Genomic DNA, 26244 nt, shown 5'->3' with positions numbered 1-26244 from the left:
GGCCCAGTCCCGCCAATCAGCATCCGCCAATCTTGGAAACCCTAGAGCGAAGGACATCGTCGCCAGCAGCGCCGCCGCCCTCGTCAGTGATCGGGCTTATAGACCCCCACCCTCCGACACGTCAACAACGATTTTCAAAAAATCAGCAGAAAATCGTAAGTGACTGTTTTTAAAGGGTGTTTATTCCTGCGTCTGCAAACCGGGCCGGAAACCGGCAGGATCGGCATCCCTTTTGGGACCCTCGCACCCGGAAAGGCCCTGCGTTTGCCTCGTCTATATGGTTAACGAGCTATTGACGTTCAAGAACCCGTCGCGGACCGGTCGATGCGAGCGGCGTCTCACGCAGGAAGCAGCCTCGGTTTTCGGCCGCGGCATCCACCAGGAAATCCCGTACGGCCCTCACCCGGGGTATCGCGATCAGATCGCGGTGGCAAATCAGCCAATAGGTCCGTTTCAGCTCGATTTCATCCGGCAACACAATCTCGAGGCTGGGTTCGTCCTGCGCCATGAAGTGCGGGAGCACGCAAAGACCTAATCCCTGGCGCACCGCCTTCAACTGGGTGAGGATGCTCGAGCTTTGGAAATGGGCGCGCAGCCCTGGCTGTATCTCGCCCAGATAATCCAGCCCCGGCGTGAAGATCATGTCGTCGATATAACCGACGAAGCGGTGGGAGCCGAGATCGCTGCGTGTGCGGATCGGCGGCTGACCGGCGAGATAGCTGCGTGCCCCATAGACATGCAGCGTATAGGGCGTCAGCACTTCGGCATGGTAAGCTCCGGCTTTCGGTGCGGCAAGCGCCACCGCGATATCGGCCTCCTTGCGCGACAACGACATGATCTGTTGGATCGCCACGAGCTCGAGCGAGATGTTCGGATAGCGCTCGGCGAACTTCCCAAGCCGGTCCGCGAGGAAGAAGTTGCCGAAACCCTCGAGCGTACTCAGCCGTACGACACCGCGTTGCGCCGTCATGCCGTCGCTGATGTCGAGCTGCAGTTGCTCCGTCTCCCGCTCCATGCGCTCGGCCGTTTCGACGAAGCGTTGGCCCATGGTCGTCAGCACGTAGCCGCGGGGGTTGCGCTCGAAGAGCTTGACCTTGAGTGCGAATTCCAGGCGGTCGATGCGGCGCGACACGGTCGCGTGGCTCGTCCGCAGGCGTCGCGCTGCCGTCGAGAGCTGGCCCGTTCGCGCGACCGCGAGGAAGAACTGCAGATCGTCCCAGGTAAAATTCGGATTCATGGCCCTCCCCTTCTGTTCAAAAATGAACAGATGCTGTTTGCAATTTACGGGTCGACCGACTTGCTTCCAAGCAGAATTTTCTGAATGGTAAACATCGCGGCCGACATTTGAGGAGCATGTCTGGTCAAATTTGAACAGAGCGATGTGGGGAGGCGGCCGAGGTCTCGAAAGGACACGGCTGAGCCCTATGTGTATCCGCACGGCGGCTTCGCATCGCCCTTTAGAACATAGAACCTTTGGGAGGAGGACAAATGCACAAGAAACTGATCGCCACGCTCGCAATGGTGCTCGCCGGCAGCACCGCCGCCCTTGCCGACGCATCCGACGGCAAGGTCAAGATCGGCATTCTCAACGACCAATCCGGCGTCTATGCCGATTTCGGTGGCAAATCCTCCTACGAGGCGGCGCTGATGGCCGTCGAAGACTTCGGCGGCAAAGTGCTCGGCGTCCCGGTCGAGGTGGTGACCGCCGACCATCAGAACAAGCCCGATATCGCCTCCAACATTGCGCGGCAATGGTACGACACCGAGCAGGTCGACAGCATCATGGAGCTGACCACCTCCTCCGTTGCGCTTGCCGTGCAGGCGATCTCGAAAGAAAAGAAGAAGATCGACATCGTCACCGGGGCCGCAACGACGGAGCTCACCGGCAAGCAGTGCAGCCCCTACGGTTTCCATTGGGCCTATGACACCCACTCGCTCGCGGTCGGCACCGGCGGCGCGCTGGTCAAGCAGGGCGGCGACAGCTGGTTCTTCCTGACCGCCGACTATGCCTTCGGCTATTCGCTGGAAGAAAACACCGGCAACTATGTCAAGGAGAACGGCGGCACCGTCGTCGGAGCCGTCCGCCATCCGCTTGCAACCACCGATTTTTCCTCCTTCCTGCTGCAGGCCCAGTCCTCGGGAGCCAAGGTGATCGGTCTTGCCAATGCCGGTCTCGACACCTCGAACGCCATCAAGCAGGCGGCCGAGTTCGGCATCGTCCAGGGCGGGCAACGCCTGGCGGCCCTGCTCTTCACACTGGCCGAGGTCCACGGTCTCGGCCTCGATGCGGCGCAAGGGCTGACGCTCACCGAAGGCTTCTACTGGAACCGCGACGAGGAGAGCGCCAAGTTCGGCAAGCGCTTCATGGAGCGCACCGGCAAAATGCCCAATATGGTTCATGCCGGCACCTACTCGGCCGTCCTGCAATATCTGAAAGCGATCGAGAAGGCCGGAACCGACGAGACGGAAGCTGTCGCCAAAGAGCTGCACGCTCTTCCGGTCGACGACGTCTTTGCAAAGAACGGGACGGTCGCGCCGAACGGGCGGATGATCCACGACATGTATCTTCTCGAGGTCAAGAAGCCGGACGAGAGCAAGGAGCCCTGGGACTACTTCAAGGTTCTCGCGACCATTCCCGGCAAGGAAGCCTTCATCGACCCGGCCCAGAGCGGCTGCGAGCTCGTGAAGTCCTGACCGGCAAGACGATGACCGTCGCCATGCCTTTGGAGAATGGAGCGCCGCGGGTGGTACTGTCCGCCCGCGGGCTCCGCCGCGACTTCGGCGGCTTCACCGCCGTCAAGGACGTCGACCTCGATATCCATCATGCCCGCGTGCATGCGCTGATCGGCCCGAACGGGGCCGGCAAGACCACCGTCTTCAATCTCCTGACGAAGTTCCTGCAGCCGACCCATGGCACGATCACCCTGCTCGGCGAGGACATCACCAGGACCGCGCCCGACAAGGTCGCCCGCATGGGTCTGGTACGCTCGTTCCAGATCTCGGCGGTGTTCCCGCACCTGACCGTGCTCGACAATGTCCGCGTCGCGCTGCAACGGCCGAACCGCCTTGCGACGCAGTTCTGGAAATCCTTGTCGTCGCTCGACACTCTCAACGGCAAGGCCGAGCAGCTGATCCGTTCCGTCGGTCTCGACAGGGAGGCGAACGCCCTCGCCGCGGACCTTTCCTACGGTCGCAAGCGCGTACTCGAAATCGCCACGACGCTGGCGCTCGAGCCGAAGGTTCTGCTCCTCGACGAGCCCATGGCCGGCATGGGGCACGAGGACGTCGGCATGGTCGCCGAGATCATCCGTGAGGTGGCGCGCGAGCGCGCAGTGCTGATGGTCGAGCACAACCTCTCGGTCGTCGCGACGCTCTGCCATCACGTCACCGTCCTGCAGCGCGGCGAGATCCTCGCGGAAGGCGACTACGCGACGGTCTCGGAGGATCCGCGCGTCCGCACAGCCTATATGGGCACGGAGGAGGCCTCCAGATGAAACCGCTTCTCAAGGTCGCCGGCCTTAACGCGTGGTACGGCGAAAGCCACGTCCTGCATGGCGTCGACATGACCGTCGGCGAAGGCGAAATGGTCACGCTGCTCGGCCGCAACGGCGTCGGCAAGACGACGACCCTGCGCGCGATCATGGGGATAGTGCGCGAGCGCAGAGGTGAAATCAGCTTCGCCGGCGAGGATCTGATACACGTGCCCCTCCACCGCGTCGCCCATCGCGGCCTTGGATTCGTCCCCGAGGAGCGCGGCATATTCTCGACGCTTACCGTCTACGAAAATCTATTGCTGCCGCCGGCGGTCGCGAAAGGCGGCATGACGATCGACGAGATTTTCGAGCTTTTTCCCAATCTGCACGAGCGCCGCAACAGCGCCGGGACCAAGCTTTCCGGCGGCGAGCAGCAGATGCTGGCGATCGCCCGCATCCTGCGGACCGGAGTCCGGATGATGCTGCTCGACGAGCCGACCGAGGGGCTTGCCCCGGTGATCGTGCAGCGCATCGGCGAGGTCCTGAAGAAGCTGAAGGAACGCGGCATCACCGTTCTCCTGGTGGAACAGAACTTCCGTTTCGCGAGCAAGGTCGCGGACCGCTTCTACCTGATGGACCATGGGCGTGTGGCCGGCGAGTTTCCGGTTTCGGAGCTTTCCGCGCGCATGGACATGCTGCATGATGTGCTCGGGGTGTAGACCATGACGATGATTTTCGGAATTCCACTCCAGGCCTTCCTCGGGCAGCTGCTGATCGGGCTCATCAACGGCTCCTTCTATGCGCTCCTGAGCCTCGGCCTCGCCATCATCTTCGGGCTCCTGCGCGTCATCAACTTCGCCCACGGCGCGCAGTATATGCTCGGCGCCTTCATGGCCTGGCTGCTGCTATCCTATTTCGGCATCGGCTATTGGCCGGCGCTCATTCTCGCGCCCCTTCTCGTCGGCCTCATCGGCGCCGTTATCGAGCGCACGATGCTGAGACGGCTCTACACGCTCGATCCGCTCTACGGCCTCCTCTTCACCTTCGGCCTGGCGCTCACCATCGAAGGCACCTTCCGCTATCTCTACGGCGCGTCCGGCCAGCCCTATGTGACGCCGGCGCTGCTGACGGGCGGGGCCAATCTCGGCTTCATGTTCCTGCCTATCTATCGCGGCTGGGTCATCGTCTTTTCGCTGGTGATCTGCCTCGGCACCTGGCTCATGATCGAGAAGACCAAGCTCGGCTCCTATCTGCGCGCCGCTACGGAAAATCCGGTCCTGGTGCAATCCTTCGGCATCAACGTGCCCTTCCTGCTGACGCTGACCTACGGGCTCGGCGCGGCGCTCGCCGCAATTGCCGGAGTTCTCGCGGCGCCGATCTACCAGGTCTCGCCGCTGATGGGATCGAACATCATCATCGTCGTCTTCGCAGTGGTCGTCGTCGGCGGCATGGGCTCGATCATGGGCGCGATCGTCACCGGTTATCTGCTGGGTATCGCCGAAGGACTGACCAAGGTCTTCTATCCGGAGGCCTCCAACATCGTGATCTTCGTGATCATGGCCATCGTTCTCCTGCTGAGGCCCGCGGGTCTCTTCGGTCGGGATGCTTGATATGACGCTGACACTCGAACTCGCGAAGCAGAAGGAACGCTCGCCGGCCATCGTTCAGACGGTGTTTCTCGGCGTCGGCCTTGCCTGCCTGCTGCTTGCGCCCCTGTTCTTCTACCCCGTCTTCCTCATGAAGATTCTGTGCTTCGCGCTCTTTGCCTGCGCCTTCAATCTGCTGCTCGGCTATACCGGGCTGCTCTCCTTCGGCCATGCCGCCTTCTTCGGCGGCGCGGCCTATTTCACCGCGCATGCGGTCAAGGAATGGGGCGTGCCGCCCGAACTCGGCGTCCTCTTCGGCGTCGTCGGCGCTGCACTTCTCGGCGCGGTCGTCGGTTTCTTCGCGATCCGCCGGCAGGGCATCTACTTCGCCATGATCACGCTGGCGCTGGCCCAGATGTTCTATTTCTTCTGCCTCCAGGCCGGGTTCACCCGCGGCGAGGACGGCATCCAGTCGGTGCCCCGCGGCCATCTCCTCGGTTTCATCGATCTCTCGCAGCCGACGAACATGTATTATTTCGTGCTCGCCGTCTTCGTCATCGGCATCGCCATGATCTGGCGGATCATAAATTCGCCCTTCGGCATGATCCTGAAGTCGATCCGCGAGAACGAGACGCGCGCGATCTCGCTCGGCTACTCGGTCAGGAACTACAAACTCGCAGCCTTCGTGATGTCGGCGGCGCTTACCGGGCTTGCCGGCGGTCTGAAGGCACTCGTCTTCCAGTTCGCGACGCTGACCGACGTCAGCTGGCAGATGTCCGGTGAGGTCATCCTGATGACGCTTCTCGGCGGCATCGGAACGCTGATCGGGCCGCTCTTCGGCGCGGGTCTCGTCGTGACGCTGCAGAACTATCTGGCGACGTCGGAATTTCCGGTCACGATCATAACCGGCATCGTCTTCATGGTCTGCGTGCTTCTGTTCCGCCGCGGCATCGTCGGCGAGTTCTACAACTCCCGGCTTGGCCGCAGGCTCGGCTTCGAGCATCGACACAAGCATTGACCATGCATCGGTCCGAACCACGTCGGGCCTCGACATAGAGAAAACCAATGGACACGTTCGACTTCATCATCGTCGGAGCGGGCAGCGCCGGCTGCGTGCTCGCCAACCGCCTGTCGGAAAACCCGGACCACCGCGTGCTGTTGCTCGAGGCCGGCGGCAGCGACAATTATCACTGGATCCACATTCCGGTCGGCTATCTCTATTGCATCAACAATCCGCGCACCGACTGGTGCTTCACCACGGCGGCGGAGGAGGGACTCAACGGCCGGTCTCTCGGTTACCCGCGCGGCAAGGTGCTCGGCGGCTGCTCCTCGATCAACGGCATGATCTACATGCGCGGGCAGGCGCGAGATTACGACCTCTGGCGCCAGCTCGGCTGCCCCGGCTGGAGTTGGAACGACGTGCTGCCGTTCTTCAGGAAATCCGAGGACCATTATCGCGGCGCCGACGACATGCACGGCGCAAGGGGCGAATGGCGGGTCGAGAAAGCGCGCGTCCGTTGGGCGGTGCTCGACGCCTTCCAGAAGGCTGCGACCGAAGCGGGCATTCCGGAGACCGACGATTTCAACCGCGGAAACAACGAGGGCTCCGGTTATTTCGACGTCAACCAGCGGTCCGGCATCCGCTGGAATACGGCCAAGGCCTTCCTGAAACCTGCCAGGAACCGGCGGAACCTTACGATCCTGACGAAAGCCCATGTCCGCCGGCTCATTCTCGAAGACGGCCGCATCGCCGGCGTCGAGTTCCAGCATGACGGAATCACGAAAAGCGCCCGGGCGCGCCGCGAAACCGTGCTTTCGGCCGGGGCGATCGGCTCGCCGCATATCCTCGAACTCTCCGGAATCGGCCGGCCCGACGTGCTGCGCGAAAACGGCATCGAGGTCCGCCACGAGCTGCCCGGTGTCGGCGAAAACCTGCAGGACCATCTGCAATTGCGTCTCGCCTACAAGGTGACCGGCGTCCCGACGCTCAATGAAAAGGCGACTTCACTTTTAGGCAAGGCCGCGATCGGCCTCGAATATCTTGTCCGCCGCTCCGGCCCGATGGCCATGGCGCCGAGCCAGCTCGGCGTCTTCACGCGATCGGGCCCGGAGAAGGAAACGCCGGACCTGCAGTATCACGTACAACCGGTGACGCTCGAAAAATTCGGCGAGCCGGTACACCCCTTTCCCGCCATCACCGCGAGCGTCTGCAATCTGCGGCCGGAAAGCCGCGGTTCCGTACATCTGAAAGGGCCGGATTTCGCCGCGGCGCCGGACATCCGCCCGCGCTACCTGACGGCCGAGGCCGACCGGGACGTGGCCGTGAAGTCGATCCGGCTCACCCGCCGCATCGTCGCGCAGCCCGCTTTCGCCCGCTACAATCCCGTCGAGTTCAAGCCCGGGTCGAACTGCGAGACGGACGAGGAGCTGAAACGCGCGGCAGGCGACATCGGCACGACGATCTTCCATCCCGTCGGTACCTGCCGCATGGGTGGCGACCCCGATAGCGTCGTGGATCCCGAGTTGCGGCTGCGCGGCATTGCCGGCCTGCGCATCGCCGATGCCTCGATCATGCCGACGATCACCTCCGGCAACACCAATTCTCCGACGATCATGATCGCCGAGAAGGCGGCTCAGATGATCCTGGCAGGGGGGCGCTAGAGCACTTCCAGGAAAAGTGTGTAACGGTTTTCCGTCCCGAAGTGCGTTGGATTAAATGGTTGGGCATTTCAGCGTTTCCATGAAACTTTGAAATGCTCTAGCCAACACCTGAAAACGACGCACGCCCGGACGGATGAATTCTGCGGCCTACTCCGCCGCTTCCGTCTCCGGCATCGGCACGTAATTGAGGATAGGCGACAACCAGCGCTCGACATCGCGGACGCTCATGCGCTTGCGATCGGCATAGTCCTCCACCTGATCGCGCTCGATCTTTGCGACACCGAAGTAATAGGAATCGGGGTGGCCGACATAGAGGCCCGATACCGAAGAACCCGGCCACATCGCAAAACTTTCGGTGAGCCTGACGCCGATAGCGGCTTCCGCATCCAGGAGCCGGAAAAGCGTCTCCTTCTCCGTGTGGTCGGGCTGCGCAGGGTAGCCGGGCGCAGGGCGGATGCCCGCATAGGGTTCGGCGATCAGTTCCTGCGGCGTGAAGGCTTCGTCCGGAGCATAGCCCCAAAGCTCCTTGCGGACATATTCATGCATGCGCTCGGCGAAGGCCTCTGCGAAGCGGTCCGCAAGCGCCTTGACCATGATCGAGGAATAGTCGTCGTTCGCCCGCTCGAAGCGTTCGGCGATCGCCACCTCCTCGATGCCGGCCGTCACCACGAAACCGCCGACATAGTCCCGCTTGCCGCTCGCCGCCGGTGCGACGAAGTCGGCAAGGGCGACATTCGGCCGGCCGTCACGCTTCACCATTTGCTGGCGCAGCGTGAAGAAGGTGGCAAGCTCGGCTTCGCGCACCTCGTCGGTAAAGAGGCGGACGTCGTCGCCCATGCTGGCGGCCGGCCAGAAGCCGATCACGGCCTTCGGGGCGAACCATGCCTCGGCCACGATCTTTTCGACCATCGCCTGCGCATCCTCGAAGAGCTGGCGAGCGGCAGCCCCCTGGCGTTCGTCATCGAGAATCTTCGGGAACACCCCCTTCAATTCCCAGGTCTGGAAGAACGGCGTCCAGTCGATATAACGGGCCAGCTCGGCGAGGTCCCAGCCCTCGAAAATACGCGTGCCGAGGAAGGACGGCACCTTCGGCTGGTGGGCGTCCCAGTCGATCCGAAGGGCATTCGCCCGCGCCTGCGAAAGCGGCAGACGGCGCTTCTCGGCTTCGTTGCGGGCATGTGCGTCGGCAACCTTCAGATACTCCGCGCGGACCGTCTGCTTATAGGAGTCGCGGACTTCCGGCGAGAGCAGGCTCGACACGACGCCGACCGCGCGGCTGGCGTCGGTGACATAGACCGTCTGGCCGAGGCTGTAACGCGGATTGATCTTCACCGCCGTGTGCACGCGGCTGGTCGTCGCCCCGCCGATCAGCAGCGGGACATCGAAGCCCTCCCGTTCGAGTTCGGAAGCGACATGCGCCATCTCGTCCAGCGACGGGGTGATGAGGCCGGAAAGACCGACGATGTCGACCTTCTGTTCGCGCGCCACTTCGAGGATCTTAGCCGAGGGCACCATGACGCCGAGGTCGATGATCTCGTAATTGTTGCAGGCGAGCACGACGCCGACGATGTTCTTGCCAATGTCGTGAACGTCGCCCTTGACGGTCGCCATCAGGATCTTGCCGGCACTCTCGCGCGCCTCGCCGCCGCCATTGGCGCGCTTCTCTTCCTCCATATGGGGGAGCAGCACCGCAACGGCCTGCTTCATCACCCGGGCGGACTTGACCACCTGCGGCAGGAACATCTTGCCGGAGCCGAAGAGATCGCCCACGACGTTCATCCCGGCCATCAGCGGCCCTTCGATGACATGCAGCGGCCGCTCGGCGGCAAGCCTGGCTTCTTCCGTATCGGCTTCGATGTATTCGGTGATTCCGTTGACGAGCGCATGTTCGAGCCGCTTCTCCACCGGCCATTCGCGCCAGGCAAGGTCCTTCTCCCTGCCCTGGCTCCCGCCCTTCCCGCGATAGCGCTCGGCGATCTCCAGGAGGCGCTCGGTCGAATCGGCCCGGCGGTTGAGCACCACGTCCTCGCAGGCTTCGCGCAGCTCCGGGTCGATCGCGTCATAGACGGCAAGCTGTCCGGCATTGACGATGCCCATGTCCATGCCGGCCTGGATCGCGTGATAAAGGAAGATGGCGTGCATCGCCTCGCGCACCGGCTCGTTGCCGCGGAAGGAGAAGGAGAGGTTCGACACGCCGCCGGAGACGTGGACATGCGGCAGTGCCGCGATGATCTCTTGCGTCGCCTCGATGAAGTCGACGCCGTAATTGTTATGCTCCTCGATGCCGGTCGCGACCGCGAAGATATTCGGGTCGAAGATGATGTCCTCCGGGGGGAAGCCAACCTCTTGCGTCAGCAGGCGATAGGCCCGCCGGCAGATTTCCACCTTGCGGGTCTTCGTATCGGCCTGGCCTTTCTCGTCGAACGCCATCACCACCACAGCGGCGCCATAGGCGCGCACGAGGCGCGCATGGTGCAGGAAAGCCTCCTCGCCTTCCTTGAGCGAGATGGAATTCACCAGCGCCTTGCCCTGAACGCATTTGAGCCCGGCTTCGATCACCTCCCATTTGGACGAGTCGATCATTACCGGTACGCGGGCGATATCCGGCTCGGAGGCGACGAGGTTCAGGAACTCGACCATCGCGCGCTTCGAATCGATCAGGCCTTCGTCCATGTTGACGTCGATGATCTGGGCGCCGTTCGCCACCTGATCGCGCGCCACATCGAGTGCGGCGGCGTAGTCCCCGGCCGTGATCAGCTTGCGGAACTTCGCCGAGCCGGTGACGTTGGTGCGTTCTCCGACGTTGACGAAGGGGATCTCGTCGGTAAGCGTGAAGGGTTCGAGGCCGGAAAGCCGCATGCGGCGATCGATCTCGGGCACCCGGCGCGGTGGATATTTGGCGACCGCTTCAGCGATGGCGCGGATATGGGCCGGCGTGGAACCGCAGCAGCCGCCGACGATGTTGACGAGACCATCGCGGGCGAAGCGCTCGACCTGCACCGCCATCTGCTCGGGACTTTCATCATAGCGGCCGAACTCGTTCGGCAGGCCCGCATTCGGATAGGCGCAGACGAGCGTGTCGGCGACCGCCGAGAGCTCGTCTATATGGGCCCGCATCGCATTGGCGCCGAGCGCGCAGTTGAGTCCGATCGTAAACGGCTCCGCATGGCGCACCGAATACCAGAAGGCCGTGGGCGTCTGGCCTGAGAGGGTACGGCCGGAGAGATCGGTGATCGTTCCGGAGATCATCACCGGCAGGCGGACCGCCTTTTCGGCAAAGACTTCCTGCGTGGCGAAGATCGCCGCCTTGGCATTCAGCGTATCGAAGATCGTCTCGATCAGGATGATGTCGGCACCGCCGTCGATGAGGCCCCGCACCTGCTCGGCATAGGCGAGCCTCAGATCGTCGAAGCTGACGGCCCGATAGCCGGGATTGTTGACGTCCGGCGAGATAGACGCGGTGCGGTTGGTGGGGCCGAGCGCGCCTGCCACGAAGCGCCGCCGGCCGTCCTCCGCCTCGGCCCGCTTCGCCGCCCGCCGCGCCAGCCGCGCGCCGTCGCGATTGAGATCGTAGACCATGTCCTCCATGCCGTAATCGGCCTGGGCGATCCGCGTCGAGGAGAAGGTGTTGGTTTCGAGGATATCGGCGCCGGCGATGGCGTAGTGGTAATGAATGTCCTCGATTGCCTTCGGCTGAGTGAGCGTCAGGAGATCGTTGTTGCCCTGCTGATGGCAGGCGCAGCCGCCGAAGCGCTCGCCGCGGAAGTGATCCTCCACGAAACCGAGCTGCTGGATCTCCGTTCCCATGGCGCCATCCATGATGAGGATGCGTTCAGCCGCCGCCCGGGCGAGCTGCCGGAAAATTTCCGAACCATCCGGCTTGGGCGAGACGTTTCCAAAGAGGGCGTCGGCGGCGGACATGGGAGATCTCCCGTTCTGAAAACGACAAAGAATTATCGATTTACTCACATAAAGATATGTTTATGTCAACATACGCGACGGTCACAATTGCGGATGGGTGAATAAAAAGCGGCCCGCCGCGGGTGCGGGGGCCGATAAGAGAGCGGGATGAGTGTGTGCGGTCTTCCGCCGGTCACATCCGCTTGAGGCAATCTTCCAGTTCATAGATCGCGCAAAGAATATGATAGAAGGTGCTTGCTGGCGCCGGTTCTTCGACAAAGGTGCCATCCGCCTTCTGCTTGTCGCGCCAGAGGCCGCGGACAGGCACGTCCAGAAAGCGCTGCAGCGCCCCCATGGCGCGTCCAGCCGAAGCGAGATAACGCTCTTTTTCCGCACCTTCGGTCAACGCCGCAAATCGGATCGCCGCCTTCAGCCACTCCGTCTGCGGCCAAAGCCGCGCTGTCGGATCGGCAACGGAGAAATCGTCGAGGAGCGTCATGACGATCACGTCCCGCTCGGGGCATGTTCCATATTTTTCGCCGATATCGAAAAGCCGCCGCGCCTCGACGATCGCCTGCGCATTGCCGCGCCGTTCCGCCCAGCGCAGGAGGAGCCATGCCCATTCGAAATGGTGCCCCGGCTCGACGATACGGCCTTTTTCGCCGGGGAACGGCGCCCAGTCGTGGTCGAAGAACTCACGCAGCGCCCCGCTCCCGGCGTCGATGAACCGGTCCATGGCCAGATGCGCAATCTCGTCGGCGAGATTGGCCCAGGCGACGCGGTCGAATCCTTCCGCCTCCTCGCTTGCGAGGCAGGCTTCGAAGAGATGCATGTGCGGATTGGAGCCGAGCGGCAGGCGCGGCGGCTCGTCCTCCTCGAAGCCGGCGAGCGGATGCTTGCAACGGGTTTCGAGCCGCCGCCTGAGTTTGTCGCTGCGCCCCACCATCTCGGCTCCGCGCTCCGGCAGGACTTCCGCCAGATGGGCGAAGGCAAGCAAGGCGAAAGCCTGGTTGTAGAGGTCGAAGGATGCGTCGATGAGCTTGCCGTCGGCATTCGCCAGCGCCCCGTAAAAGCCGCCCGGCTGTCCGTAGACGCGATCGAAATAAAGAAGGCCGCCTTCGGCGGCGGTGCGCCAGTCTCCATTCCAGCCACGCCGGCCGGCCGCGGCGAAGCAGTAGACCTGCCGGGGCTGCACGCGGGAGCGGCGGTCGGCCCGCGTCGGTTCGCCTTTCATGTCGATCGTCTCGACGAAGCCGCCGCCGCCCTCCCCGTCGAAGCCTTTCTGCCGCCAGAGCGGCAAGGCAGCATCGTTCAGCCAGCCCGCGAGTTCGCCTGCCTGGAGATGAATATCCATGCCCATCCGCTTTCCGTCAGCTTTCCAGCTTCAGCGCGTCGTGATCCGCGCCGAGAAGTTCTGCCAGCGCCTCGACCACGAGATTATGGTCCTCCCGCTGCGGCAGGCCGGAAACGGTGACGGCGCCGATGCAGCCCGTTCCCTTGACGACGATCGGGAAGCTGCCGCCATGGGCGGCAAACTCGGCATCCGGCAGGCCGAGCTTCGCCTGCAAATTCGTTTGCTGCTTGAGAAGGCTGAGCCCGGTGGCGTAGCTGCTCTTGAACAGGCGGAACACCGTGTTGCGCTTGCGGCGCACCCAGTTCGGATTGTCCGGCGTCGCCCCATCGAGGGCCGCATAGAAGACCTGCATGGAATAGAGCGTGATGTCGATGACGCAGCCGAGCTTGCGTTCCGCGGCCATCCGGCGAAGCGTTGCGCCCAGCTTCCAGGCCGTCTCGAGATCGAAGCGGTCGAACTGCAATTGCTGCTCCTGCAGCGCAATCCGGCGCAGATCATTGTCTATGTTCATAATGCCTCCGCTTGGTCAGTGGTCGAACTGGACGAGTGCGATGCGCGATCCTGCAAATTTCCCGCCTGGCGATTAATCCTTCCAAAGCCATGCGGCGCCGCGCACACCGGAACTGTCGCCGTGCACCGCCTTGCGGATCGGCGTCTCGAAACTGTCGCCGAAGAGATATCTGGTGATCGATGCCGGCAACTCGCCGTAAATCTCGTCGACATTGGACATGCCGCCGCCGAGCACGAAGACGTCGGGATCGACGATGTTGGTCAACAGCGCGAGGCTGCGGGCCAGCCGGTCGACGAAGCGCTCGTAGACACCGATTGCCACCGGATCGCCCGCGCGCTTCGCCTCGATGATGTCCCGCCCGCGCCGGTCCGTCCCGGTCGTCATGCGGTAGTCGAGTTCCAGACCGGTGCCGCAGGCATACATGTCGAGACAACCGAGCTTGCCGCACCAGCACCTGTGCCCCGGATATTCGTCCTTCGTCATCCAGGGCAGCGGATAATGGCCGATCTCGGCCGCGACGCCCTGGTAGCCGGCGTGAACCTTCTTGCCGATCGCCAGACCCCCGCCATGGCCCGTACCCACGATCACGCCGAAGACGACGCCCGCGTCCTTCCCCGCCCCGTCGACGGCTTCGGAGACCGCAAGGCAATTGGCGTCGTTGGCCAGGCGCACCTCACGTCCGAGCGCAGCCGCAAGATCCCGCCCGAGCGGCTTGCCGTTGATGAGCACCGCATTGGAATTGCGCACGATGCCGGTGCGCGGATTGGGACTTCCAGGTATGCCGATGCCGACCGAGCCGCGCTCGCCGGCGGTGCTTTCGGCCGAGGCGACGAGCTCTACGACGGCACGGACGCAATCCTCATAGCCGCTGGTGGGTGTCGGGACACGATGGCGGGCACGCGTCTCGCCGTCGCGATCGAGCGCGATGACCTCCATTTTCGTGCCGCCCCAGTCAATTCCGATAAACATATATCTGGTCTTTGGGATAATGATCGTTGGCGAGAAACGCGGCAGCCTCTCCTCCGGCGCCGCGGGCCTTGCTTAGCATCCACCGTATCGGGGACGCTAGTGGGATGAGGAAAACTGTGTGCGGTTTGCTGCCCGCATGCCGCTCAAACGACTTGAATCGATCACGTTCATGATTTTGGGTCGACGCGGCCTCAATTCATCGGGATCTGCCCCCCATCTTCGGGAGCGCCTGCAAATCGGCTGCGATCGCCGAAAAACACTTGGCGAAAGAGCCTCGCTTTTGTATGGGTCTATTCCGAGTGGTCCCGTAGCTCAGCAGGATAGAGCACCAGATTCCTAATCTGGGGGTCGCGCGTTCGAATCGCGCCGGGATCACCATCTTCGTATCAATAAATTCACGAACTTAGCTGATGCGGCCGCAGAGAGGTCCGCTTAAAGCCGTGTCGCACGGCCTCGCAACGATCTCCCTTGATTTCCAAGCATTACCAACCTCTTGCTGGCGACTCCATGCGACATGATAAGCCGGTCATCCCTCAGTTTTCCATATTGATGTTGACGTTGCGGTCCTTCGGCAGGATGGAAGCCGTTATTTCGGGTTTCGTCGGTCATCCAAAAGCCTCGCTTTTCGGTATCACATTTTCCGTATCACTTTTATTTTTGCATTCGGAATTAAACGTGATACAAAAAATGCATGAAGATCACGTACGACGAAACCAAGCGCCAGACCAACATCGGCAAGCACGCCTATGATTTCGCCGAGCTCGACATGGAGTTCTTCTCTTCGTCCGTAGTGGTCCCGGCCAAGGAAGGCCGCTTCATGGCAATCGGCGTCCTGCGCAATGGCGTGATTGCCGTGGTCTTCGGTCGCCTTGGCTCGGAAGGTATTTCGATTATCTCCATGCGTGACGCCAGCCGGAAGGAAAGGAGCTTACTATGACGAACCCATCCCGCCGCATTCGCCATATCTCCGACAAGGAGGAGGCAGAAATTCAGCGCAAGATAGCCAGCGACCCGGATGCTCCCGAGGCTACCGACGAGCAGCTTAGGCAAGCCAAGCCCTTCGTCGAGGCTTTTCCCGACCTCGCCGAGAGCATCAAGCGTGCCAGGGGCCGGCCAGCCATCGAGAAGCCCAGGCAGCAGCTATCCATCCGCTTGGATCCGGACATTATCGAGCATTACAAGGCGACCGGCAAAGGCTGGCAGAGCCGAATGAATGACGACCTTCGCAAGGCCGCCGGGTTGAAGAAGGCCGGCTAGCTTACTTCTCCCGCACTCTTACCTGACGGTCTGGTCATAGGCCTGCCGCTGCTGTTGCCTTCTGCCGCCTTTAAGTCAGGTTACGGCGGGGCTGGAAAGAGCCTTATGACCGTTACGCTTGCGAAGCATTAATCCGCAATCGGCCAAGCCTTTCAGCATTCGTCAAAGGGATAGGGCTTCCGCTTGCTCCCGAACTTTCCGATAGCTGAAAGCTCTCCGAGAGGCGGGAAAAAACGTTATCCACACAACTGCCGCCCTTTTCCTTTCGCGTAAACAACAGCTTGTTCCACGCGCGTAATTCCGGCTTAAGGCGTGTCACCGTTACGCCTCATTCGAACTTCACCACCCCCGCCGTCAAAACAGCAGGGAGTAAACGAATGAACATCAATGGAACCAACGTCGCCAACAAGCTCATGGGTACGAATCTTGCGGACACGATCCGCGGCTATGATGGCAGTGATTCCATTTGGGGTAATGCCGGTGACGACTATCTCGACGGCGGGCTTGGCAACGACTTGCTCTATGGCGGGCTTGGCAACGACTTTTTCAAGGCCGGAGCGGGCGATGACTACGCGGAAGGCGGCGACGGCAATGACAGCTTCGACGGCGGCGCGGGCGCCGACACGCTGATCGGCGGGCTCGGCAACGATATCTTTTCCGGCGAAGACGGCAATGACATCATCAACGGCGGCGATGGCCATGACCATATCCTCGGAGACGCCGGCAACGACCAGATCTATGGGGGCGCCGGCGAGGAATACATCGACGGCGGAGTGGGAGACGACATCATCTATGCCGGCTCTGGAAACGACGGCTTCAACAACCGCATTGATCCCGCGACGGGCAAGCTGACGCAGCAGGCGGTCGGTGGTGGTGCCGGCAACGATACGATCTACGGCGAAGAGGGCAACGACGCCCTGAAGGGCCAATCCGGAAACGACCGGGTCTATGGCGGCATCGGCGACGACATCGTCGATGGCGGCGACGGGAACAACTACCTCGATGGCGGTGATGGGAATGACGTGCTCGACTCCGAGGGCGGCATCGACGAAGCCCACGGCGGTAACGGTAACGATCGGATTGCCGCAGGCGCCGGCAACGATCGGGCATTCGGAGATGCCGGAGACGATATCCTGACGGGCGAAGCTGGCGACGACGTGCTTGCTGGCGGCCTCGGCAACGACCTTGTCATTGCCGGAGACGGAAACGACACGCTTCGCGGCGACGCGGGCAGAGATACCCTTCTTGGCGACGCGGGAAGCGACATCCTGTGGGGTGGCGCCGATGCCGACCGCTTCGTCTTCAAGGGCGCGGGTTCGCTCGTCGGACGGGACTCCGTGATGGACTTTCAGGACGGCACCGATCTGCTTGTCCTGGAGAACCTCGGAATCAAGCAATATTCGAGCTCCGGCACGGCCGGTACGATTTTCGCGTATGATGACGCCAGCGGAGACGTGATGTTGAAAGGCTACGATTCGACGGGCAATGCGCTGTCGATCCATGTCGACGATCCGACGAATACCCTCGCCGCCTCCCACTTCAGCAGCGCCGATTTTCTCTTCGCCTGATCGAAGCGGATGAAAGTTCGAGCACCGCGCGTATCCGACGCGCGGTGCGTTCCTTTGAGACTTAAGTCCGATATGAAATGGGCGATAGTCTTAGCCCATTTTGGCTTATCCCATTGAGCACGCTCCGTAATCCTTGACTGCAACCGGTGCTGTGAGACCCTTCTAGCTCGTGGTTGTACTATGCAGGTGAAGCGATGATCTTCGCGGATGACGTTGAGTTGGCCCTCGCTCTGGCCTGCGAAGAACTCCAGATGACCCGGGACGAAATAATCCGCCTCATCCTTCGCGAGTGGCTGGAGCAATATGGCTTTATCCAATTCCATGAATTGGACGAAGGTAGCGACACAAACAGCAGCGCGTGAGTTCCGCATGTTCCCGTGCTGAGCGGTTTTCCGCCCGGCATTGCGGAAAACAAGGGGTTAGAGAGTTTCCGCGATTCCGAGAAAGGCTCTAGTCTACCCTCAAGCTTGCTCCTCGAAGCCGAAGGCCGAGGCGGGCGGCAATGCGCTGCGATGCGTGATTTTCTCGATCCGTGCTGTAGAACAGGGTACGAGAGCGCAGTTCAGGCAAGCCCGACCAGCCGGCGGTAGCGGCTGCTCCGAAGCCCTGCCCCCTGAAGGCCTTCGCCGTTGCCCGATCCCTCCGGATCGTTCTCCCCTTCTATCCGGCCTCCATCTCAGCATGGTTCAGACGTACAATCCCGTCCAGCCTGTGTCGAGCGGCCCCGCTATTCTACTTCCTTGCACGCTATCCCCGGGTCCTCCTCGCCCTTCATCGTATCGAAAAGCGTCGCCTCGCCATCCTTCGTCCACCAGACATATCGGCCGCCGGCATATCTGGCTCCCGATCCGGAAATCACGTTCGATGCCACGATGAACGTGCCCTCGATAGTGAAGGTCGCGAGCGACGCGGACCCGGCGTCGATGTATTCGACCTCGATCGTCTTGTCGCCGCAGGCATAGAGAACCGTCCGCCGGTCGACTGTGCCGACGTCGGGAATTTCGATCGTCAGTTCTGCCCGGTTGCCGTTCCGCGACTGCATCGAGGTTAGCTGCAGCACGCTCTTCTCGTTTCGCCCGCCGAGAAAGAGCTTGGTTCCCTCTATTCGCCAGGTAAGCTCCGTCTTCAGCGCTTCGAAGAACTTCCGCTCCTGGTCCATGACCGCCGGTACGCACATCTTGCGGGTGGCGGCAGCCGGCCCGAAGGTGATCGTCGCGCCGGAGAGGCCGAACGTTCCGGTGAAGTGATTGCAGCCGGCCATGCCGCCATAGGTGCCGTCCTCACGAATCTCGAGCGTCGTCTGAAGATCATCGATCACGCCCCGGCCGCCTATGTCCTCGGCAAGCCACGAGCCGACGAGCGCCTCCGGCACCTTTTCGGCAGCCACCGTCTGCATGGAGGCAAGCTCGATCAGCACGCAGGCGCAAGATGCGGCGGTCAGGGCTTGCAGCATCGAAAACTCCTCAGACAAATCATCGTTCGACGGTGTTAACGATTCTTACCCGAGCGCTGCCTCTTGGAGAAGGGCGATGACTTCACCCTTGTTGCCGGCAGTATTCGGCTGTAGAGCCTAGTAAAATCATTAGAACGAGAAGAATACGGGATTTTGGCATGGCATCCGGCGATGATTTCAAGCGCCGTCTGACGATACTGGGTTCCACCGGATCGATCGGGACCAATACGCTCGACGTGGTCGAACGGCTCGGCGGGCGCGATCGATTCGCCATCGCCGCGCTGACCGGCAACGGCAACATCCCGTTGCTTGCGGAGCAGGCCCGCCGCGTCGGCGCGGAGCTCGCAGTCACCGCCGACGAGCATCGCTACGGCGAACTCAGGGAGGCGCTGAGCGGCAGCGGTATCGACGTCGCCGCCGGGCGCAGCGGCCTGATCGAGGCGGCCGAACGGGACGCAGGCTGGGTTATGGCGGCGATCGTCGGCAATGCCGGTCTTGGCCCGACACTTGCCGCCGCCCGCCGCGGCGCCGACATCGCACTCGCCAACAAGGAATGCCTCGTTTCCGCCGGCAGCCTTTTCATCGAAGCCGTCAGCGCGGGCGGCGGACGGCTGCTGCCGGTCGACAGCGAGCACAATGCGATCTTCCAGGTGCTGGAGAACGACCAGCGCCATGCCGTCGAGCGCATCGTGCTTACCGCCTCCGGCGGTCCGTTCCGCACCAGCACCCTCGACGAAATGCGGCATGTGACGGCGGATACGGCCCGCGCCCATCCGAACTGGTCCATGGGCCTCAAGATCTCGATCGACAGCGCCTCCATGTTCAACAAGGCGCTCGAGATGATCGAGGCGCGCCACCTCTTCCGCCTGAGGCCGGACCAGATCGAGGTGATCGTCCACCCGCAATCCGTGATCCACTCGATGGTCGGCTATACGGACGGGTCCGTCCTCGCCCAGCTCGGCTGCCCCGACATGCGCACGGCCATCGGCTATGCGCTTTCCTACCCCGAGCGCTGCCGTCTGCCGGTCGAGCGCCTGGACTTCGCCAGGCTCGCCCGGCTCGATTTCGAAGCCCCGGACGAAGTCCGCTTCCCGGCGCTGAGGCTCGCGCGCCGCGCCATGGAGGAAGGCGGCGTCCAGGGTGCCGTGCTGAACGGCGCCAAGGAGACCGCACTCGAGGCGTTCATCAAAGGCCGCGTCGGCTTCCTGGCCATGGCGGAAATCGTCGAGAGAGTGATGGACGCGCTTGCCGGCCTGCCGGCTGCGGCGAACATGGACGACGTCTTTGCCGCGGATGAAAAAGCGCGGCGGGCGGCTGCCGAGATGATCCGGTAGAGAGTTGTTGGGGGTGAATCCGCCCTCATCCAGCCTGCTGGCCCGTAGGCGGGGCGAAGGGGACAAGTGGCAGCGCCTTGCACCACACGAGCGCTGCTACGAAACAGAGGTTCGGGCGAGGAAGTCCCTCTCCCCGCCAGAGCTCGCCGGAGCTTACGCCACGGCCCTCGCCAGCGCACAACGCGACCAGAGCGAATGCAGCGCGCCGACCAGATGGTCGATATCGGCGTCAGAATGCAGGGGGGTCGGCGTGATGCGCAGGCGCTCGGTCTTCTTCGGCACGGTCGGGTAATTGATCGGCTGGACGTAGATGCCGAAATTGTCGAGCAGCAGGTCGGATATCCACTTGCACTTGGCGGCGTCGCCAACGATGACCGGCACGATATGGCTCGGATTGACCATATGCGGAATACCGCGCTGGTCGAGCAGCGAACGAAGCCGGCGCACGCGCTCCTGATGCGCGAAGCGTTCGACCTGGCTTTCCTTCAGGTGGCGAATGGAGGCGAGCGCCCCGGCGGCGAGCGCCGGCGGCAGCGCCGTGGTGAAGATGAAACCGGAAGCGAAGGAGCGGATGAAGTCGCAAAGCGCCGCCGATCCGGTGATGTAGCCGCCCATGACGCCGAAGGCCTTGCCGAGCGTGCCTTCGATGACCGTCAGCCGGTGCATCAGCCCCTCGCGCTCGGCAATGCCGCCGCCGCGCGGGCCGTACATGCCGACCGCATGAACTTCGTCAAGATAGGTCATCGCGCCGTATTTGTCGGCGAGATCGCAGAATGCCTCGATCGGCGCGATGTCGCCATCCATCGAATAAACGGATTCGAAGGCAATGATTTTAGGCGCGCGCGGGTCGGCGGCTGCAAGCTTAGCCTCGAGGTCCGCCACCGAATTGTGCTTGAAGATGACCCGCTCGCATTTCGAGTGGCGGATGCCCTCGATCATCGAAGCGTGGTTGCCGGCATCCGAAAAGACGATAACGCCGGGAATTTTGGAACAGAGCGTCCCGAGCGCGGCCCAGTTCGAAACGTAACCGGAGGTGAACAGAAGAGCCGATTCCTTGCCGTGCAGGTCGGCGAGCTCGCGCTCGAGCAGCACATGGTAATGGTTGGTGCCGGAGATGTTGCGGGTGCCGCCGGCGCCGGCGCCGCATTCATCGATCGCGATCTTCATCGCCTCGGTGACGATGGGACACTGGCCCATGCCGAGATAGTCGTTCGAGCACCATACGGTCACTTCCTGGGCGCCATCGGCCGTGTAGCGCGTCGCCTTGGGGAAGCTGCCGCGATGGCGAGCGAGATCGGCGAAAACCCGGTAACGGCCTTCCTGATGCAGCCCATCCAGCTCGTTTTTGAAGAAACTCTCGAAATCCATCATCATCTCCAGTGCCCTGTCGCCTTTCTTCCTACAAAGCGATCAGTGGTCAACCCCGGACAGGCTCCGACGCGCGGGCTGCGGCAAAAGGCCTCTCGGCCCCCAGACCCCGGTTATTCTGCGCGGCGCGTGTCGTGCCTGGCAAGCGGGAAAGGCGATGGAAAATGACGACACATTTTCAAACCTTTCCGCGGTAATCAGACTCGACCTCGACACGGAGTCCGAAAGTCCAGTTTTGAACCATTCCAAAATGGCTAGCAAAACTTCATTCTCCCGAACATCGATCGAAGTCAAGCAATTGCGGAAAAAGGGCGGCCGCTGCCGCCCTTTTTCGATACCAAAGTTGGTCCGTCAGGCGGCCGCCACGGCGCGTTTCGTCATCACCTTGACGAGATTGGCGCGATAGGCAGCGCTTGCATGAATATCGGAAAGCAGGTTCGAATCGTCCACCTTCACATTGTCGACGGCACCCGGCGACCAGTTGGCGGCAAGCGCCGCCTCGAGGTCCGGATGGCGGAAGACGCCGTCCGACCCGGCTCCGGTCACGCCAACGCGCACTGCGCCATCGTCACGACGGACGACGAAGACGCCGGTCATCGCATAGCGCGATGCCGGATTGGGGAACTTCCGATAGGCCGCTTTCGCCGGCGCTTCGAAGCGGACGGCCGTCACGATCTCACCGTCTTCGAGCGCCGTTTCGAAGAGACCGGTGAAGAAGTCTTCAGCCTTGACCTCGCGCCTGTCGGTGACGATCACCGCATCGAGCGCCAGCATCGCGGCCGGATAGTCCGCCGCCGGATCGTTGTTGGCGATGGAGCCGCCGATCGTACCCATGTGGCGGACATGCGGATCACCTATGTGGCTGGCAAGCCCGCAAATGGCCGGACAGACCGCGGCAAGCGCGGCGGAGGTCGCGACCTCCTCATGCGTCGTCGCCGCGCCGATCCTGACCGACCGGCCGTCGACGGTGATCCCCTTCATCTCGGCAATGTGCCTGAGATCGACAAGGTCGCTCGGGGCGGCGAGCCGCTGCTTCATCGTCGGGATGAGCGTCATGCCGCCGGAGAGATATTTTCCCTCCGCGGCGGTCCCCATCAGCTTCGCTGCCTCTTCGACCGAGGAGGCCCGATGATAGTTGGTCTCATACATTTCAAGTCCTCCCGATCAATGCGCGCTATGCACCGCCGCCCAGACCTTTTGCGAGGTCGCCGGCATGGTGAGCTCGTTGGTGCCGATCGCGTCCGTGATGGCGTTGATCAGCGCCGGCGGCGAGCCGATCGCCCCCGCCTCGCCGCAGCCCTTGACGCCGAGCGGGTTGCTCGGGCAGGGCGTGTTCGAGGTCGTCACCGTGAACGAAGGCAGGTCGTCGGCGCGCGGCATGGCGTAGTCCATGTAGCTCGCCGTCAGCAGCTGCCCGCTCTGGTCGTAATGCACCCCTTCGAGCAGCGCCTGGCCTATGCCCTGCGCCAGCCCGCCATGCACCTGGCCCTCGACGATCAGCGGGTTGATGATATTTCCGAAATCGTCCGCCGCGACGAACTGCACGATCTTCGTCTGGCCGGTTTCCGGATCCACCTCCACTTCGCAGATATAGCAACCCGCCGGGAAGGTGAAGTTGCTGGGATCGTAGAAGGCGCCCTCCTTGAGGCCCGGCTCCATGCCGGGCGGCAGGTTATGGGCCGTATAGGAAGCAAGCGCCACCTGCGACCAAGGGACCGACCTGTCGGTGCCGGCCACCTTGAGCGCGCCGTCCTCGATGACGATGTCGCTCTCGTCCGCCTCCATCAGATGGGCCGCAATCCTTTTGGCCTTGGCCTCGACCTTGTCGAGCGCCTTGAAGACGGCCGACATTCCGACGGCACCGGAGCGGGAACCATAGGTTCCCATGCCCATCTGCACCTTGTCGGTATCGCCATGGACGATATTGACGCTGTCGATCGGTACGCCGAAACGCTCCGCAACCACCTGGGCGAAGGTCGTTTCGTGTCCCTGGCCGTGGCTGTGCGAGCCGGTCATCACCTCGATCGTGCCGACCGCGTTGACCCTGACTTCGGCCGATTCCCACAGGCCGACGCCGGCGCCGAGCGAGCCGACGGCGGCGGAAGGCGCCAGTCCGCAGGCTTCGATATAGCAGCTCATGCCGATGCCGCGCTTCATTCCCCGCCGCTCGGCTTCCGCCTTGCGCGCGGCGAAACCGTCCCAGTCGGCCGCCTCCATCGCCCCCTTGAGCGACGCTTCGTAATCGCCCGCATCGTAGTTCATGATCACCGGCGTCTGATGGGGGAAGGTGCGGATGAAGTTGATGCGCCTGAGTTCCGCAGGGGAAACGCCGAGCTCGCGCGCGGCCGTCTCGATCGTGCGCTCCAGCAGGTATGTGGCCTCCGGCCGCCCGGCGCCGCGATAGGCGTCGACCGGCGCCGTATTGGTATAGACGGTGCGGACATTGGCATGGATCGCCGGGATCGCATACTGCCCGGAGAGGAGCGTCGCATAGAGATAGGTCGGCACGCAGGAGGAGAAGAGAGACATATACGCGCCGAGATTGGCGATGGTATCGACCTTCAGCGCGGTGATCCGATTGCTGCTGTCGAATGCCATCTTCACCGTCGACACATGATCGCGGCCGTGCGCGTCCGTCAGGAAGGCCTCGGTGCGGTCCGCGGTCCATTTCACCGGCACGCCGGTACGCTTCGAGGCCCACAGACAGACGATCTCTTCCGGATAGATGAAAATCTTGGAGCCGAAGCCACCGCCGACGTCCGGAGCGATCACCCGGAGCTTGTTCTCGGGCGCGACATTGTAGAAGGCGCTCATCACCAGCCGGGCAAGATGCGGGTTCTGGCTGGTGGTATAGCAGGTGAAATGGTCGTCGCCGGCATCATAGATACCGAGTGTCGCGCGCGGCTCCATCGCATTCGGCGACAGGCGGTTGTTGATGATCTTCAGTTCCGTGACATGCGCCGCAGCAGCGATCGCCTGGTCGGTCGCGCCCGCGTCGCCAAGCTCCCAATCAAAGATCAGATTGCCCGGCGCTTCCGGATGGATCTGCGGCTCGCCTTCGCCCAGAGCCTGGAGCGTATCGGTGACGACCGGCAGGGTTTCGTAATCCACGACCACCGCTTCCGCCGCATCGCGGGCTTGCGCAACACTGTCGGCGACGACGATCGCCACCGCGTCGCCGACATAGCGCACGGTCTCGTGGGCAAGCGGCCGCCAGGCGCCCATGCGCATCGGTGAGCCGTCCTTCGAGTGGATCATCCAACCGCAGATGAGATTGCCGATCCCATCCGCCAGCAGTTGCTTGCCGTCGAGCACGTCGATCACGCCCGGCATCGCCTTGGCCGACGTCGCGTCGATGCTCCTGATGGTCGCATGCGCATGCGGGCTGCGCACGAAAACCGCATATTTCATGCCGGGCACGACCATGTCGTCCGTATAACGCCCCTTGCCGGTCAGGAAGCGCTTGTCTTCCTTGCGCGCCACCCGCGCGCCGATGCCTTCAACGCCCATTGCCTATCTCCTCCCGAAGTCTTGCAACGAATTTCCGCTCGAGCGGAATGACGAAAATCACGTGCGATGCTCGCCTGGCATCGCGCTCCCTTTGGGTTTCCTCATTCTGCCGCCTGGCGAACGCCGTCCGTCCCGGCCGCGGCGGCCAGGATCGCCTGGACGATGTTGTGATAGCCGGTGCAGCGACAGATGTTGCCTTCCAGCTCGGCGCGGACCGTCGCCTCGTCAAGATTGCCGCCATGTCGACGGATCATGTCGACGGCGGTCATAACCATGCCCGGCGTGCAGAAGCCGCATTGCAGTCCGTGATACGTCTTGAAAGCCGCCTGGACCGGGTGAAGCTCGCCGTTCGACGCCAGGCCCTCGATCGTCGTGATCGTCGAGCCGGCCGCCTGAGCGGCAAGGATGGAACAGCTTTTCACCGATTGCCCGTCCATGTGAACGACGCAAGCGCCGCACTGCGTCGTGTCGCAGCCGACATGGGTCCCGGTCAGGCCGAGATTTTCGCGGATAAAGTGCACCAGCAGCGTTCGGTCGTCGCAGGTACCACTTACCTGGCGGCCGTTGACCGTCATCGTTATTTTCGCCATTTCGCTCCTCCGGGTCGGTCCAGAGTCGAGCGCGGCTTCAAATCGGGTGAGATGCGTTCACGCGACTCGAAGTACGCGCCGACCGATATCGATTGCCCTTCCGCCAGCGGTCCGCTCCTCCCGAGCCCGCGTGGCGACGTTGTAACATTTGTCTTTTTTTCGGGCCGCCGCAACCGTTTCGCGCCACAAGGGGCAAAAAAATGCGAGCGCGTATGTAACCCCGGCAACAGCTCCTTCATGTTCCGTTCAGGAAAGATCGCATTATGTGGCATAAGAACGATCTCGCCGTATCCGTGCATTTTCCTCGGCGGCGGGTTATGTTCGAATGCAAGTTCAAGTGGAGGGCCGCGGTTCGCACCCTCCCATCACTATAGGACGGACGAGGCGGACGCTGAATCCGTCGAAATCGGAGAGGACATCATGAAGAAAGCCATCGCGCTTGTGTTGGTCGCCCTGTCGGTCGCGAGCTGCACGCAAACCGAAAAGGGTGCCGGTATCGGCGCCGTATCGGGGGCAATCATCGGGGGCGCGGTCACCGGCGACGTCCGCGGCGCGGCTGTCGGCGCGGCGATCGGCGGCGTATCCGGCGCCGTTATCGGCCACGTCACCGACCAGCCGGGCCAGTGCTACTACCGCGACCGCTACGGCCGCCGCTACATCGACCGCTGCTGAGTGCCGCAACGGCCGGATCGACGGCCCCGGAACGATCC

At 62.7% G+C, this 26244-nt stretch carries 22 protein-coding genes and 1 tRNA gene; 13 read left to right on the top strand and 10 right to left on the bottom strand.

The annotated features are described in order from the left end of the window. Positions 1-289 precede the first annotated feature (289 nt). Complete coding sequence (locus tag ACFHWW_RS13400) at positions 290-1237, bottom strand: LysR family transcriptional regulator (protein WP_379938626.1); 948 nt, start codon at positions 1235-1237, stop codon at positions 290-292. Between the two features lie 251 nt (positions 1238-1488). Between ACFHWW_RS13400 and ACFHWW_RS13395 the strand changes: the two genes are divergently transcribed. The 6 genes from ACFHWW_RS13395 to ACFHWW_RS13370 are packed head-to-tail and all read left to right on the top strand — an operon-like array spanning position 1489 to position 7720. Continuing rightward, the gene (locus ACFHWW_RS13395) at positions 1489-2694 is read left to right on the top strand and encodes an ABC transporter substrate-binding protein (protein WP_004435262.1); all 1206 of its coding nucleotides are present in this window, start codon (positions 1489-1491) and stop codon (positions 2692-2694) included. A gap of 11 nt (positions 2695-2705) precedes the next feature. Beyond that, positions 2706-3494, top strand: a complete 789-nt coding sequence (locus ACFHWW_RS13390) for an ABC transporter ATP-binding protein (RefSeq protein ID WP_127710711.1) — start codon at positions 2706-2708, stop codon at positions 3492-3494. After that, positions 3491-4192, top strand: coding sequence for an ABC transporter ATP-binding protein (locus tag ACFHWW_RS13385; RefSeq protein WP_100674581.1), 702 nt, complete (start codon positions 3491-3493; stop codon positions 4190-4192). Before ACFHWW_RS13390 ends, ACFHWW_RS13385 begins: the two co-directional genes overlap by 4 nt. 3 nt (positions 4193-4195) lie before the next feature. Further along, positions 4196-5083, top strand: a complete 888-nt coding sequence (locus ACFHWW_RS13380) for a branched-chain amino acid ABC transporter permease (RefSeq protein WP_379938622.1) — start codon at positions 4196-4198, stop codon at positions 5081-5083. Between the two features lies 1 nt (position 5084). Then, positions 5085-6077 carry a branched-chain amino acid ABC transporter permease gene (locus ACFHWW_RS13375; RefSeq protein ID WP_100674582.1) on the top strand — a complete coding sequence of 331 codons (993 nt, stop codon included), beginning with the start codon at positions 5085-5087 and terminating at the stop codon, positions 6075-6077. 47 nt (positions 6078-6124) lie between these two features. Then, positions 6125-7720: a GMC family oxidoreductase gene (locus ACFHWW_RS13370; protein ID WP_379938619.1), complete on the top strand. Its 1596-nt coding sequence runs from the start codon at positions 6125-6127 to the stop codon at positions 7718-7720. 147 nt (positions 7721-7867) lie between these two features. Here the strand turns inward: ACFHWW_RS13370 and metH are convergent, their stop codons facing one another. The 4 genes from metH to ACFHWW_RS13350 form a co-directional block, all read right to left on the bottom strand. Beyond that, positions 7868-11641: a methionine synthase gene (gene metH / locus ACFHWW_RS13365; RefSeq protein ID WP_379938617.1), complete on the bottom strand. Its 3774-nt coding sequence runs from the start codon at positions 11639-11641 to the stop codon at positions 7868-7870. A 172-nt stretch (positions 11642-11813) separates the two neighbouring features. Then, the gene (pmi, locus tag ACFHWW_RS13360) at positions 11814-12980 is read right to left on the bottom strand and encodes a mannose-6-phosphate isomerase Pmi (RefSeq protein WP_379938615.1); all 1167 of its coding nucleotides are present in this window, start codon (positions 12978-12980) and stop codon (positions 11814-11816) included. A gap of 10 nt (positions 12981-12990) precedes the next feature. Continuing rightward, complete coding sequence (locus ACFHWW_RS13355; protein WP_338284313.1) at positions 12991-13485, bottom strand: heme-degrading domain-containing protein; 495 nt, start codon at positions 13483-13485, stop codon at positions 12991-12993. A 72-nt stretch (positions 13486-13557) separates the two neighbouring features. After that, positions 13558-14454 carry an ROK family protein gene (locus tag ACFHWW_RS13350; protein WP_379938613.1) on the bottom strand — a complete coding sequence of 299 codons (897 nt, stop codon included), beginning with the start codon at positions 14452-14454 and terminating at the stop codon, positions 13558-13560. Positions 14455-14755: 301 nt separating this feature from the next. Here ACFHWW_RS13350 and ACFHWW_RS13345 point away from each other — a divergent pair. From ACFHWW_RS13345 to ACFHWW_RS13325, 5 genes are all read left to right on the top strand, one after another. Then, a tRNA-Arg gene (locus ACFHWW_RS13345) sits at positions 14756-14832 on the top strand. Positions 14833-15145: 313 nt separating this feature from the next. After that, positions 15146-15391 (top strand): BrnT family toxin, encoded by a 246-nt coding sequence (locus ACFHWW_RS13340; protein ID WP_100674587.1) that lies wholly within the window; start codon positions 15146-15148, stop codon positions 15389-15391. Continuing rightward, on the top strand, positions 15388-15711 hold the full coding sequence (locus ACFHWW_RS13335; protein WP_324762428.1) for a BrnA antitoxin family protein: 324 nt from the start codon (positions 15388-15390) through the stop codon (positions 15709-15711). The genes ACFHWW_RS13340 and ACFHWW_RS13335 overlap by 4 nt, the downstream gene beginning before the upstream one ends. 377 nt (positions 15712-16088) lie before the next feature. Continuing rightward, on the top strand, positions 16089-17279 hold the full coding sequence (locus tag ACFHWW_RS13330) for a calcium-binding protein (protein WP_275597249.1): 1191 nt from the start codon (positions 16089-16091) through the stop codon (positions 17277-17279). 194 nt (positions 17280-17473) lie between these two features. Further along, a complete protein-coding gene (locus ACFHWW_RS13325) occupies positions 17474-17641 on the top strand; it encodes a hypothetical protein (protein WP_018097235.1) in 168 nt (55 codons plus the stop codon). A gap of 365 nt (positions 17642-18006) precedes the next feature. Here the strand turns inward: ACFHWW_RS13325 and ACFHWW_RS13320 are convergent, their stop codons facing one another. Continuing rightward, positions 18007-18732, bottom strand: coding sequence for an META domain-containing protein (locus ACFHWW_RS13320; RefSeq protein WP_275597248.1), 726 nt, complete (start codon positions 18730-18732; stop codon positions 18007-18009). 158 nt (positions 18733-18890) lie between these two features. Between ACFHWW_RS13320 and dxr the strand changes: the two genes are divergently transcribed. Beyond that, positions 18891-20066: a 1-deoxy-D-xylulose-5-phosphate reductoisomerase gene (dxr, locus tag ACFHWW_RS13315; protein WP_275597247.1), complete on the top strand. Its 1176-nt coding sequence runs from the start codon at positions 18891-18893 to the stop codon at positions 20064-20066. A 153-nt stretch (positions 20067-20219) separates the two neighbouring features. On the opposite strand, the gene hemA is transcribed toward dxr, so the two are convergent. The 4 genes from hemA to ACFHWW_RS13295 form a co-directional block, all read right to left on the bottom strand. Continuing rightward, positions 20220-21434, bottom strand: a complete 1215-nt coding sequence (hemA, locus tag ACFHWW_RS13310) for a 5-aminolevulinate synthase (protein ID WP_379938609.1) — start codon at positions 21432-21434, stop codon at positions 20220-20222. A gap of 351 nt (positions 21435-21785) precedes the next feature. After that, entirely contained in the window at positions 21786-22583 is a 798-nt protein-coding gene (locus ACFHWW_RS13305) for a xanthine dehydrogenase family protein subunit M (RefSeq protein WP_018097239.1), read from the bottom strand. Between the two features lie 15 nt (positions 22584-22598). After that, the gene (locus tag ACFHWW_RS13300; protein ID WP_275597245.1) at positions 22599-24944 is read right to left on the bottom strand and encodes a xanthine dehydrogenase family protein molybdopterin-binding subunit; all 2346 of its coding nucleotides are present in this window, start codon (positions 24942-24944) and stop codon (positions 22599-22601) included. A 101-nt stretch (positions 24945-25045) separates the two neighbouring features. After that, positions 25046-25534, bottom strand: a complete 489-nt coding sequence (locus ACFHWW_RS13295; protein ID WP_275597244.1) for a (2Fe-2S)-binding protein — start codon at positions 25532-25534, stop codon at positions 25046-25048. A 420-nt stretch (positions 25535-25954) separates the two neighbouring features. On the opposite strand from ACFHWW_RS13295, the gene ACFHWW_RS13290 reads away from it, so the two are divergent. Beyond that, a complete protein-coding gene (locus ACFHWW_RS13290; RefSeq protein WP_003528572.1) occupies positions 25955-26206 on the top strand; it encodes a glycine zipper domain-containing protein in 252 nt (83 codons plus the stop codon). The last annotated feature ends 38 nt before the right edge of the window (positions 26207-26244 follow it).

The sequence above is a fragment of the Sinorhizobium sp. P24N7 genome, from assembly GCF_042436655.1.
GTDB lineage: Bacteria > Pseudomonadota > Alphaproteobacteria > Rhizobiales > Rhizobiaceae > Sinorhizobium > Sinorhizobium meliloti_A.
Note: the sequence above shows the minus strand (reverse complement) of the source record. Positions and strands in the feature narration are given on the sequence as shown.

Bases quoted from the DNA above. Each gene is read 5' to 3' on its own strand.
- ACFHWW_RS13400 (WP_379938626.1), bottom strand. From the start codon at position 1,237: ATGAATCCGAATTTTACCTGGGACGATCTGCAGTTCTTCCTCGCGGTC.
- ACFHWW_RS13395 (WP_004435262.1), top strand. From the start codon at position 1,489: ATGCACAAGAAACTGATCGCCACGCTCGCAATGGTGCTCGCCGGCAGC.
- ACFHWW_RS13390 (WP_127710711.1), top strand. From the start codon at position 2,706: ATGACCGTCGCCATGCCTTTGGAGAATGGAGCGCCGCGGGTGGTACTG.
- ACFHWW_RS13385 (WP_100674581.1), top strand. From the start codon at position 3,491: ATGAAACCGCTTCTCAAGGTCGCCGGCCTTAACGCGTGGTACGGCGAA.
- ACFHWW_RS13380 (WP_379938622.1), top strand. From the start codon at position 4,196: ATGACGATGATTTTCGGAATTCCACTCCAGGCCTTCCTCGGGCAGCTG.
- ACFHWW_RS13375 (WP_100674582.1), top strand. From the start codon at position 5,085: ATGACGCTGACACTCGAACTCGCGAAGCAGAAGGAACGCTCGCCGGCC.
- ACFHWW_RS13370 (WP_379938619.1), top strand. From the start codon at position 6,125: ATGGACACGTTCGACTTCATCATCGTCGGAGCGGGCAGCGCCGGCTGC.
- metH (WP_379938617.1), bottom strand. From the start codon at position 11,641: ATGTCCGCCGCCGACGCCCTCTTTGGAAACGTCTCGCCCAAGCCGGAT.
- pmi (WP_379938615.1), bottom strand. From the start codon at position 12,980: ATGGGCATGGATATTCATCTCCAGGCAGGCGAACTCGCGGGCTGGCTG.
- ACFHWW_RS13355 (WP_338284313.1), bottom strand. From the start codon at position 13,485: ATGAACATAGACAATGATCTGCGCCGGATTGCGCTGCAGGAGCAGCAA.
- ACFHWW_RS13350 (WP_379938613.1), bottom strand. From the start codon at position 14,454: ATGTTTATCGGAATTGACTGGGGCGGCACGAAAATGGAGGTCATCGCG.
- ACFHWW_RS13340 (WP_100674587.1), top strand. From the start codon at position 15,146: ATGAAGATCACGTACGACGAAACCAAGCGCCAGACCAACATCGGCAAG.
- ACFHWW_RS13335 (WP_324762428.1), top strand. From the start codon at position 15,388: ATGACGAACCCATCCCGCCGCATTCGCCATATCTCCGACAAGGAGGAG.
- ACFHWW_RS13330 (WP_275597249.1), top strand. From the start codon at position 16,089: ATGAACATCAATGGAACCAACGTCGCCAACAAGCTCATGGGTACGAAT.
- ACFHWW_RS13325 (WP_018097235.1), top strand. From the start codon at position 17,474: ATGATCTTCGCGGATGACGTTGAGTTGGCCCTCGCTCTGGCCTGCGAA.
- ACFHWW_RS13320 (WP_275597248.1), bottom strand. From the start codon at position 18,732: ATGCTGCAAGCCCTGACCGCCGCATCTTGCGCCTGCGTGCTGATCGAG.
- dxr (WP_275597247.1), top strand. From the start codon at position 18,891: ATGGCATCCGGCGATGATTTCAAGCGCCGTCTGACGATACTGGGTTCC.
- hemA (WP_379938609.1), bottom strand. From the start codon at position 21,434: ATGGATTTCGAGAGTTTCTTCAAAAACGAGCTGGATGGGCTGCATCAG.
- ACFHWW_RS13305 (WP_018097239.1), bottom strand. From the start codon at position 22,583: ATGTATGAGACCAACTATCATCGGGCCTCCTCGGTCGAAGAGGCAGCG.
- ACFHWW_RS13300 (WP_275597245.1), bottom strand. From the start codon at position 24,944: ATGGGCGTTGAAGGCATCGGCGCGCGGGTGGCGCGCAAGGAAGACAAG.
- ACFHWW_RS13295 (WP_275597244.1), bottom strand. From the start codon at position 25,534: ATGGCGAAAATAACGATGACGGTCAACGGCCGCCAGGTAAGTGGTACC.
- ACFHWW_RS13290 (WP_003528572.1), top strand. From the start codon at position 25,955: ATGAAGAAAGCCATCGCGCTTGTGTTGGTCGCCCTGTCGGTCGCGAGC.